The following is a 12193-nucleotide window of genomic DNA, read 5'->3' on the forward strand; positions in this document are numbered from 1 at the left end:
GCCTGTATGGCAGTGAAATGATATTCATATTTGAATATGTGTCATGTACTTTCTAAGCTACCTCTACGGCAGTAATTGAAATTTTAATTACCAAGATTTAGGTTTTCAATTACTGTTTGTATTTTATATTTCTTTAAATCCCCCTCTAAGGTTAGACTAAAAATCCTTTAAATCACAACATACATGGCATATATATGGGAGTTTGTCATGTACGGCTTAAAAAAACGTTCAAAGCAAGATGAAAATGGACTAATTCAAGGTGCAGGTACTGGCACTTCTGATGATATTAAAAAAAATGTTCCAGCAGGTAGTTATATTATGCCTGCTGATTCTACTCAGCAGATTGGTACCAATAATTTAAAAAATATGGGGAGCCCCACGCCAGTTAATCTCAGTAACGGTGAGTTCCAACTCTCTCCTGACCAAGTTCATTCGGTTGGTGTGCAAACACTTGATGCCATGAAAAATCAAACGCATGTACCTGTTGATCAACCTCAATTGGGTTTTAAACCCGGTCAAAATAAACCTGAATTATTTTTTGCAAATGGTGGATTGGTACCAAGTGCCTACCCAAGTGCAGATGATATTCGTCGTGCACAACAAAATAGAATTGGTGGGCCCCAAATGCGTGATGTATCTGGTATCACTCGTGATGTGAATAGATCTTTACCAAGCACAACAGTAAATACACCATCACCAACTAGCGCACCATCAGCAAGCCCAACTACTCCAGCACCATCAGCAAGTCCAAGTAATCCAGCACCAACACAAGGTGGGGGCTTTGGCGCAAGGTTTAATTCATTGCGTCAAGGTATTAATCGTGCTGCAAATACTGGACTGGGTAAATTAGGTACAGTGGGTGCATTAGCAAGCACAGGTTTTGCAGTTGCAGATACACCAACGGAGCAGTATCGTGAGCGTTTTGGGTTGGGTGATTATAATCCTGAAGATTCCAACGGAATGCTCTTTGCTAAGGATTTAGGTGTCCGCGCATTGGGTGCTGCATCAGATTTAGGAAATGCAATGACACTGGGACAAGCTGGTCGGTTTTATGCAGACAAACAACGTATTGCAAGTGAAGCAAAAGCGGCTCAACCTGAATTTAATAATAAACAAAATAAGCCAAATACTGTTGTAGACAATTCATTTGGTAATAATAAAACACCACCTACCACACAAACACAACCTGAAATTCAGACTCCATCAAGATCTGTACAGAGCTCTGATCCTTATGCTATTCAACAAAAAGGAAACAGTTTTAGCTATGCTAATCCTAGTGCAGCAGCCCAAGCGCGCGCAGATGGAGTTCGAGAAGGTGAAGGACTAGGATTCAAAGTAAGACCTGCAAATGATCCTAAAGGTGTGGCAAACTTCATGAAAAATACTCAAGAAATGGGACCGACTGAACAACAGATTCAAAATGCAATCGCTCAACGTGAAATGAATTTAGGCTTGGGTATGCGAGGTTATGGTGGTCGCCCACGATTACCTGATGTTCGTACATCTGAACAAGAAGCGCAATTGCAAGCTGAAATTGCAAGAGTAAGCGCACCAATCCCAGGTTCAAAAGGATTAACAGCAAGTCAACGAAATCAAATTAATGATCTCCAAATGGGATATTCTAACCGAGCAAATGATGTTTATAAAACTGATGCGAACAACGTTGCTGCTTTACAGCGTGAAGCCATGGGGCAAGCTGGACAGAACTATCGTACGGAACTAGGTGAGCAAGGTACTAATAACCGATTTAATGCAAATTTAGGTTTTGATGCACAAAAATTCCAAGCGACCAATGATTTAGCGAATCGAGAATTTAATCTTAATGCCACTGAAAAAGGTTTTGGTATTCGTAATTCAGCACGATTAGAGAAATTGTACGAGCAATATGATTCTGCGAAATCGGATGAAGATCGTAAATCCATTCAAGAAAAAATTAATCGTTATGCAGGTAATAAAGCAGATACTGGTAAAGACCGTTATATGACTGTGGGTGGTGGTCAACAATGGGATGACAAAGCTGGAGGAACACTCACTCAACCGCAACGTTTATTTGATACTCAGACTCAGCAGTTCGTTAATACACCAGCTGCATCATCGACTAATCTACCAAATGGCATGACACGTCAAGTAGGTACAAGCAATGGCAAGCCTGTTTATGAGGATGCTCAAGGTAATCGATTTATAGGCAATTGATTGGGATGGCCACTTTAGGGTGGCTATTTTTATGCCGACGCATATTACCGATGCAAGATATTCTTTGGTGAAAAGTCTATCCCCCTCTAAGGTTAGACCTTTTTTAACCCTTTATACATGCTATGCACATACCAATAGGAGTGCATCATGTCAGAATCTACCCTAAAACCATTTACAGGTAAACTTGACGAAAATATTGATACAAATCAACAGCCAGCATTAAAACCATTTACTGGTGCACTTGATGGTGAAGATAAAGGTTTTCTTGGTCAAGCAAAAGATCATGCAGTTTCCTTTCTTGGCAAGGGTACGGTAGCTGTAGGTGAGTTAGCAGTCGGTCTAAGTGACATGATGTCCGATGGCGCCACAGGTAAAATACTTTCCGAAAAACTTGGTTACGACCCAAAAGCTGCCAAAAATGTAATGACAGGTTGGCAGTCTGAGCAATACCAACAACAATTAAAAGATTCTGAAAATATTGGCAATCGAGAAATTGAGGAAGGTGACGACTTCGCAACAAAGGTTGGTAAAAAATTCGACAATGCGGTTGATATAACAAAAAATGCCATCAGCAACCCATCACTTATCACAAATACCGTTGCTGAATCTCTCCCTTCAATGTTAGCTGGTGCCGTATTAGGTCGTGTTTCTGGTATAGCCAATCCTGTTGTGGCTGGTTCTGTTGGCGAAGCTGCGGTGATGGCAGGTAGCCAAGCTGAACAAATTCGCCAAGAAACTGTAGATGGACGATTAACCGCAGATCAGTCTCTAGCAAGTGTGGCTACTGGTGCCATTGGTGGCTTGTTTGGCTATGTTGGTGGTCGTCTTGCTCAGAAAATGGGCTTATCAGATGTTGATACAGCCATGCAAACAGGGCGTTTAACCACGCAACAAGTGGGTGAAGAAATTGCTAAGACACCGATGAGGGCAATTCCAACTGCTGTGATCAAAGGTGCAATTTCAGAAGGCTTCTTAGAAGAATTACCTCAATCCGTTTCAGAGCAAATTTTACAAAACTTGGCATTAGATAAGCCTTGGCATGATGGTGTTGAAAATGCAGCAGTCATGGGTACTTTGGCTGGTATGGCAATGGGCGGTACAGTCAGTGGTGCGGGTAAAACTGGTGATTGGTGGAATAGTCGATCTGACACAGGGCCACAAGATAACCAACAGCAATCAGGTTCACCTAATTTACCATCAGCACCACCACAATTGGGTTCAAGTCCAGATAGTGCATTGACTGGTGAATATATCCCACGTGAAAATGTGTCAGAAGGTGATAATAATCAAGGTCGCACAGCTTTTGTTTATGATCAACCATCAATGGAAGCTGATAATTTATTAAACAACAATTACAAAGGTGATGCTGGTTTCGATACATCTGGTAATTTTGGTCCTTCAAATAACCCAGACAGCCCATTATCTCCAAGTGGTGGAAACTATTTTGACGATCATCCAACACAGCCACCGTCAGAACGCTTAGGTATTAATCCAAATGATGGACCAATGTCATCAGCAGCAGCTTTGGCAGTGAATAGTGGGGCATCCCCGATAGCTCAATTGGGATATACCGAACAGCAGCAAGGACAGGAACAAGGCAATACGCCGATCAGTGATGCTGTGCCGTCAAACTATCAATCATTATTAGGAAGTCAGAACGATGGACAGCCCTTTGATGCACGCCTTGAAGATGCAACAGTACAGCAAGGAAATACACAAGCTGACAATGCAGGCGAATCAATTTCTCAACAGTATGACGCCAATGCAGCGGATGCAATGGGTGGAGGAATTGAAACAGATAGAGCGAAAACAACAACAGCGCAAACTGCTCAACCAATCTTAGACCAAGACGGTAAAAACAAATGGTTTGGTAATCAGGAAAAAGCGCAAGCATTTATTGATAAGAAAAAATTAGGCAATAATTATCAGGTAGTTCAGGATGGTAAGCGTTTTGAGATTCAGCCGATTGATCAAAACCAAGATCATGAAAAGCTTACTCGGGCAGAACAAGAGAGCGAAGGGTGGGATGGTAAGACTGGTACAGAAAATACTATTCAAACTTCAAAAAATAGTAATTTAAACAGTCAAAATACTATTTCTAACACTGAAAATAATATTGACAAAATTCAAAAAATTTCAGCACTAGAACAACAGCTTAAAAATGAAAAAAGTGTACCGAAAAAGGCACAGATCCGTAAACAGATTACAGAGTTGCAAAACGGTTTAGCAGACCAGACGCAAAGTGAAGTAAATTTAGATCAACCACGAAAGGCAACCGCTGAGAACCTGAGTGGCGAATTTAAAAAAATGGAAGAATCTACTGCCCGAGTTAATGCAGTACGTCAACGTATGCGTGAAGCAAATCCTGAAATTTTCACCGCTGAAAATGATCGTGTTCGTGAAACACATGGTTTAACCAATGCACGTGTGACGATGATGGCTGACGAAATTGAAACATCAGGTAGTTATGAATTGTCTGATCGTGAATATGAAAAGATTTACAATAACCCGAACTTTAAGATTGATTACAATCCGAAAACATTTACGGGTACAGTAACAGCCATTAAAGATCCGCATATTGGTGAGTGGGTAGGTAATAACGATCCAATTGATCAAGTAACGCCATCAGATCCTCAACAAGATATTCAACAGTTTATTAACGAAAATAAAGCAGCTTTTGCAACGAATTGGCAGAAAGGTGGGCAACCTGAAATTACTACAGCACCATTTGGTTCTGAGAAAATTCAAAAACAATATGGTGATACAGCCGAAAGTGTAATGTCTGATATTGAAATTTTGGGTGATGATTTCACAATTGATTTGCGTGATAAAAATAAAAAGACCAATGCATTAAATAATCCTAATTATAACGCTGTGCAGAAAGCCGATGGTTCAGTAGAAATTGTAGGCATGAAACACCCAACTACAGGAGAATGGGTAGGTAAAAAGCCTAGTACGATTAGTATTGAGGAAAGCGCACAAAATAATATGTCAGAATCCACTCAATGGACAAAGCATCCAACTCGTAAAAAGACTTGGATAGCAGATAATGGCATGATGATTACAGATGAGTCGTCTTTAGGGAAAAAAACTTTCTATGTTTTTAAGGATCGCTCTGGATATGAGCAATGGGATTTTCTAGCTCGTGCTGAATCTTTAATAGATGCCAAGCAAAAAGCTGTCAATATTCTCACTAAAAATAGTAGTGAAAAACTTCCTAAGAATACGAAGCCAATAGAATCTGACCCAATTACTCAACCTAAAAATTTTAAAGACAGTATTGAAAATATACGTGCCGAAAAAATCCGCCAAAAAGATTTAGCTGATATGCACAACAGTGTTTATGGTTTGGCTACAGATGAACAGTTACAGGAATCACTGAAACATTTAAATAAAGAAATCAAAAAAGCACAAAAGCAAAGTGAGAATGAAGTTGTCAATGGAAAGCGTAGTACACGTAAAGCTGTTGCTGCAGGTGCTTTGGATCGTTTTTTAAAAAATCGTGTGGATTTGGAAACCTATATTAAGGCACGTAAGAATGGGGAATTAAAGCAAAGAAATAAAAAAATAGATGACTATAGCCGTGACAAATTAAAACCTGACAACGAGCGTAAAGGTGTTTCACCGCTTGATACAACCTTCAACCCTTTATCCGTTGTCAGTGCTACGCGTAGAGTTCTTTCTGTTCTTCAACATCTCAAAATGACCGCTACACAAGATGCGTCTTTTAGTGGGCGTATCAATGTCAGTCTTAATAATAGGATCGGGGTCAACAAAGTCGGGAATGTGAATTCCAATGGGTTTAGTGTTCAGGTTATTTCTAGTTTTAGCGATCTTCCGAAAGTCATACAAAATGATGCAACCTACAAAGATGAAAATGGCAAAACCCAAAATTATGATGTAAGCGGTGTTTGGCATGATGGCACGCTCTATGTGGTTGCTGATCAGGTTTATGGGGATAGCAATAAACAGCTTACTACATTTGATGCTTATGAGGAATTATTAACCCATGAAATTGTTGGGCATTTTGGTGTTCAAAAGCTATTTGGAAATGAGTATAAGACCAAATTTCAACAACTATTTAATGCTCTGGGTAAGCTTGAGGGTATTCGTAAAATAGCAAAAGATAATGGCGTGGATATGCAGCAATTTGAAAGTGCATATATTGAACCATACACTCAAGGTGTTAAAGATGAAATTTATACCGAATCAGATGTTCAGCAAGCTTTGGTTTCTGAGCTATTTGCTTTTGTTGCACAAAATGCCAAGTCACGTCCTTTTGTACGTCAAAAGCTAAAGGAAGTGCTTGGTTATATCCGCCAATGGTTTCGTGATCGTGGCTTTGATAAATTCCTTTCACGTTACAATGATGCCGATTTGATGATGTTTTTGTCAGAAGCTCGTAAGGCTGTAGTTGATCGAAGCTATTTTGGTAAATATAAAAATCAAGAATTTTCATCTAAGAACAATTCTGATACTCCACTTTATAGCCGTCGCACTAAAAGTAATTCAGGTTCTACAACTCAACAAGTACGAGATGTGTTGATTGATCGTTTTGGTAAAGAGACCATTGATGAGCTTGAACGACAAGGTAAGCTTGAGATTATTCAGGATTATCAGGTTGAAGGTGTTGAGGGCTTCTATTACAACGGTAAAGCCGTACTCGTTGCATCGAATCTGACTGCTGAAAGCACAGTGCCAACATTCTTACATGAGTTGGGTGGTCATGCTGGTTTTCAAAATATGATGAACCAGAAACAATATAATGAATTGATGAATCAATTTAATAAATTGGTTGAGCAGGGTAATCCTGTTGCTTTAACTGCAAAGATGCTTGCAGAACGTGAACAAGGCTCTGAACGTCAGCAGCTTGAATATTTACCATATTTATTAACCCTTTCATCTACTATGCAACAACGTAATGTGATTCAACGGAATGCACTGCAAAAGTTGATTAACAATATTGTTTCGTATGTAAAAGCATGGGTATTTGATAATTTTGGTATCAATCTTAATTTGAATCCTGATGATATGCTTGCATTATCAGAGCGTATGATTGGGCAAATTAAACATCAATCATCATTGGATTTAATTCGTCAAAAATATCATGGTACAAATCAATGGATGACAGCACCAAACGGTGCAAAGACACATCTTTCAGAACAACAATGGTTACAAGTCCGGACACCAGAATTTAAGAAATGGTTTGGTGATTGGGAAAATGATGCAGCAAATGCTTCACAGGTATTAGATGAAAATGGGGAGCCTAAGGTTGTTTATCATGGTACCGCCACCGAGTTTAATGAATTTAAGCAGGGTCATGGCTTATTAGGGGATGGCATTTACTTAACTGATAGTTTTGATACAGCAGATGTATACGCCAATATCCGTGGGGAAAATGGCTTTGTACTTCCATTATTTGTAAACATTCGGAATGTGTTCAAAACTACAGGTAATGTTTCACGTGATGAATTTGTAGAAGCGACAACTTCTGGGAAATATCAGGGAATTGTTCATCAGTTTGAAAATCACGAATATATTGTTGCCTTAGAGCCTAATCAAGTAAAAATGGCTGAGGGGAATAAAGGCACATTTAATAGTGAAAGTTCAGATATTAGATTTAGCCGTTCAGCAAAAGACATTATTGATAATCTTAGTAAAAACCTTGGTAATATTTCCATTTCATCGGTTAAGGATAAAACAGGTTATAAATTTACTGATTGGTTGGGTGTTGGCTTATCAGCCTTAGGTCGTCGACAACTTACTGAAATTTACAGCAAAATTTTACCGCAGTTAAACAAATATAATGAATTGGCTGCTCAAATGGATGCTGATAAGAACGATGCTGGGGCTGAAGCTGATAGTATCGTGCGTGAATGGGCAAATTTAAACGATGAAGATCAACTTGCAGAGTTAATGCATGATTCGACTTTAGCAAAAATTGACCCTACAAAGCCTTATGTGAAAGGGGACAGTGTTTCCAGATATAAGCAATTACGTGATGATTACAATTCATTATCACCTGAAGCTCAGGCAATGTATTTAAAAGCACGTGATGCTTATAAAAAGCACTATGCAAAAGTTCAGTCTGCAATTAAAGATCGTATTCTAAGAGCATCTTTATCTAGCCAGAAGAAAGCGGATCTGATCAAGCAAATGGATGATCAGTTTTATGGCTATGTCAAAGGCGTTTATTTCCCTTTAGCACGTTTTGGGAAATATGTTGTGGTAGTGCGTAATCAAAATGGTGATGTTGAAAGTGTCAGTCGTGCTGAAACTATGGGAGAGGCACAAAAAATACGTTCTGAGATGTTAAAAAAATTTCCACAATGGAAAGTTGAACCTGTCATTCAAGATAAAGAATTTCGTTCTGCTCGTGATGCTGTAGGGCGTGGTTTTATGTCAAGTCTATTTGATGAAGTGGCTAATTTGGGGCTGTCTAGTACAGAACAAGCATCTTTTGAAGATACGTTGAATCAGCTTTATTTATCATCTATGCCTGATTTATCTTGGGCAAAACATGGTATCCATCGAAAGGGTACAGCAGGCTTTAGCAATGATGCACGTCGGGCATTTGCACAACATATGTTTAGTGGTGCAAATTATTTGGCAAAGTTGCGTTATGGTGATCAATTGGCTGATCAGTTAGATGCGATGCAAAAATATGCAGATGATCAAATTAAACAAAATCATCAATACAATCAATCTACAGCACAAAGTGTGATTGATGAAATGAATAAACGCCATGAAAACTTGATGAACCCTAAAGGGCATCCTTTATCAAGTGCATTAACCAGCTTGGGCTTTATTTATTATTTAGGGTTGTCACCAGCAGCAGCGATGGTCAACTTATCGCAGACAGCATTGGTGGCTTATCCATTGATGGGTGCCAAATGGGATTTCGACAAAGCAGGTAAAGAATTGTTGAAAGCATCCAATGATTTTAGGAAGGGTGTAGAGTTTCATAAAGTGAAATGGCAAGGCACAAAAACCGACCTTTATAAGGCGGTTAGTTCTGATATTTCCAAATTTTTAAATAAGGATGAGCAAGCAGCATATCAAAAAGCAGTAGATTCAGGAGCGATTGATGTTACTCAAGCACATGATTTAGCAGGAATTGCCCAAGGAGAAGATAGTGGTGTGATGTGGAAAACACGTCCGATTATGCGTGCAGCGAGTGTCATGTTCCATAGTGCTGAACGATTTAACCGTGAAGTCACTTTTATCGCTTCTTATCGCCTAGCTCGTCAAGCAGGGGCGAATCATGATGATGCCTATGAGCAAGCAGACAAGATGACATATGACTCACAGTATGATTATGGCTCTGGTAATCGCCCACGTATTATGCAGGGTAATGTTGCTAAAGTTCTTTTACTGTTTAAACAGTTTGGTCAGAACATGGTTTACACATTGGCTCGTCAGACCTATCAGTCCATTAAAGGTGAAACCAAAGAGGAACGTAGAGAAGCACGAAGGGCTATTAGCGCAATTTTAGCAATGCACGCAACTTTTGCTGGTGCGCTTGGGTTGCCTATGGTTGGAATGTTGTTGTCAGTTGCATCATGGATGGGTGGGGATGACGATGACCCTTGGGATGCTGAAGTTGCATTACGGAACTATCTTGCTGAAGCATTTAACCCAACCATTTCAAATATGCTAATGAAAGGTGCGCCACGTGGTATTGGGGTGGATATTTCTGGTCGCGTTGGTATTAATAATTTACTGTTACCAGATGTACAAGAAGGGTTAGAAGGGAAAAAGTGGTGGGATTCAGCATCAGCAGCAGTATTAGGTCCTATTGGCGGGATTGGGGCAAATATCGCAAAAGGTGCACAGGAAATTTCAGAAGGGCATAATCTACGTGGAGTGGAAAGTATGCTGCCAGTGTTTCTTAAAAACTTTGCTAAAACCTATCGTTATGCTGATGAAGGTGTACAAGACAAAACTGGTGTATCTATCATGGATGAAGTTAGTTCAATGGATTTACTTGTCCAAGGTATGGGGTTCTCACCATCTGATGTTCGTACAGCCAGTGAAGGCAAAACAGCAATTTATCAGCTTAACCGAAAGCTTAATGAGCGTCGTAGTCGTTTAATGGCTTTATGGTCACGAGCGAAAATGATGGATGACCAACAAGAGATGGATGAAATTTGGGAAGAAATTCAAGGTTTCAATGACAAAAATCCATCACGTCGTATAACTAGAATGAACCTTAATCAAAGTTATCGTAATCGCCAACGTCGTATAGATCGTGCTGAAGATGGCATATATTTGTCACGGAATCGTCAAGATGCACGTGAAGCTGGTTACTTTGCTTTTGGTGAATAATTAGTGATAGAAAAGCCACCTTATGGTGGCTTCTTTATTGGATTTTATTTGAGTTTTTCCTTATTTACTAAACCTGTAATCCTAGTCAAGCCAAATGCTGTCACTCGCATGTGTAAAAATACACGCTCTTGACCATCATTTTGATTTTTGATTACTGGTGATGCTTTATTGGTAAAAACACCATTCAACACATACTGTGCATGTGGTTGTAATTTCTTTTCAGCATCTCGATAACACCATTTTTTTTGAAGTAAAAGATTAATGAGATCCTTTTCTTTTATTCCAATTGTTTTGGCACATTCACGGATACAGTAGGTATGTACTGTTTCAGCAATGGTATCGAGTGCTTGAGCTTTAGGTTCAAGTTTTTCAACTTTTTGGGTTAGTTCAATATTTTGTTTTGCCTGAGTTTCAATTGCTTGTAGTAGGTGATAAGGATTTGAAATATCAAATACTGGTTGAGCAACCTGAGCCTCAAGTTCTTGCCAACGATCTACCAAGCGAGCTGTAAATTCAGGGCATAATTGAGCAACTACAATAATACTGTCACGCTTACCTTGTTCACCTGTGAACTTATAAACAATAGTGTTTTGTTTTCGACCAATTGAATTTAGAAAAGACGTTTCCTCAAATTGAGGAAGCGTTATAACTCGTTGATCTACTAAATTTTTGATTGTACGCTTAACATTGTCATGGCGTTTTTCAACAAGCTCAGCAATTTCCAAACTTGTCATCATTTGAATTTGTACAGGAACAATTGCATTCATGCTGCCAACTCCTCTGCAAAAAACTTTACTAAGTCAGGTGAGCGTTCTTTGAAGTCATTTAATTCTTCTGAACATAGATCACAAAAATTATTTGCCATACCCGATGCTATGCGAGCCAATGTTTGTGCTGTAGAAAAATCATCTGACTTTTCAGCAACAACACTTGTTAATACTTTGAGTTGATCCAATACATTACTTGCTGCTCCAATAAATTGAAGTAAGCTTCTTAATTGCTGTTCACTGACCTGAACTTGCTTGTCTTGGGTGAATTGGGTTATATTGTTCATCGTTAATATTCCTTTGTTAACAACTCTAAAGCTCCGTACCGTCCAAAGTCAGGGGCTTTTTTGTTGTCTGTTAATTTCATGCTTTCGCACTCTCTTGTTGTTTCTGTTCTCTCAACCAATCCTCAACAATTTGATTTAACTGAGCTGTCATAGAGCGTCGATTCTTTACAGCTTGAATCTTTAACTCTTCCACGGTTTCATGTGGCATTCGCACATTTACTTGTTGATCATTTCTAGCCATTGGTTTTCCTTAATAAAGCACTGTGATCACATTAAAGCACAGTGATTTATTGATGTAAAGCACTGTGATGCAATATTATGTAATTTTTATAAAGTGGAATAGAGATGGCTCGTAATGATCCGCAAATGAATCTGCGAGTTCCTGTGGAACTTAAAGAGCAAATTGAAAAAGCAGCTTTTGAGAGTAATCGAACCATTACTGCTGAAGCTGTATCACGATTACAATATTCTTTTCGCACCTTACCATCTTTGCATTTAGAAGCAGCATTGCATCATGTTCCCACAGAAGAATTAATATCAGAATTGATGCGACGTTATGATGATGCGGAACTTGTTATGAATTTTTCTCGGAAAAAATTTAATGAGTAAAAAGAGCTG

General features: G+C 39.1%; 6 protein-coding genes. 3 read left to right on the forward strand and 3 right to left on the reverse strand.

Translation table 11 applies throughout. The annotated features are described in order from the left end of the window. Positions 1-207 precede the first annotated feature (207 nt). Positions 208-2193 (forward strand): hypothetical protein, encoded by a 1986-nt coding sequence (locus G0028_RS06345; RefSeq protein ID WP_180044786.1) that lies wholly within the window; start codon positions 208-210, stop codon positions 2191-2193. A 147-nt stretch (positions 2194-2340) separates the two neighbouring features. After that, positions 2341-10521, forward strand: a complete 8181-nt coding sequence (locus G0028_RS21035; RefSeq protein WP_227554780.1) for a PLxRFG domain-containing protein — start codon at positions 2341-2343, stop codon at positions 10519-10521. A 44-nt stretch (positions 10522-10565) separates the two neighbouring features. Here G0028_RS21035 and G0028_RS06355 read toward each other — a convergent pair whose 3' ends face one another. The 3 genes from G0028_RS06355 to G0028_RS06365 all read right to left on the reverse strand — a co-directional run bounded on the left by G0028_RS06355 (position 10566) and on the right by G0028_RS06365 (position 11816). Beyond that, positions 10566-11288 (reverse strand): phage antirepressor KilAC domain-containing protein, encoded by a 723-nt coding sequence (locus G0028_RS06355; RefSeq protein WP_065992602.1) that lies wholly within the window; start codon positions 11286-11288, stop codon positions 10566-10568. Then, the gene (locus tag G0028_RS06360) at positions 11285-11575 is read right to left on the reverse strand and encodes a hypothetical protein (protein ID WP_180044785.1); all 291 of its coding nucleotides are present in this window, start codon (positions 11573-11575) and stop codon (positions 11285-11287) included. Before G0028_RS06360 ends, G0028_RS06355 begins: the two co-directional genes overlap by 4 nt. A 76-nt stretch (positions 11576-11651) precedes the next feature. Next, positions 11652-11816 (reverse strand): plasmid partition protein ParG, encoded by a 165-nt coding sequence (locus tag G0028_RS06365; RefSeq protein WP_180044784.1) that lies wholly within the window; start codon positions 11814-11816, stop codon positions 11652-11654. Positions 11817-11920: 104 nt separating this feature from the next. On the opposite strand from G0028_RS06365, the gene G0028_RS06370 reads away from it, so the two are divergent. Continuing rightward, the gene (locus tag G0028_RS06370; protein WP_180044783.1) at positions 11921-12184 is read left to right on the forward strand and encodes an Arc family DNA-binding protein; all 264 of its coding nucleotides are present in this window, start codon (positions 11921-11923) and stop codon (positions 12182-12184) included. Positions 12185-12193: the final 9 nt, after the last annotated feature.

This window comes from Acinetobacter piscicola, assembly GCF_015218165.1.
In the GTDB taxonomy this organism is placed as follows: Bacteria; Pseudomonadota; Gammaproteobacteria; order Pseudomonadales; family Moraxellaceae; genus Acinetobacter; species Acinetobacter piscicola_A.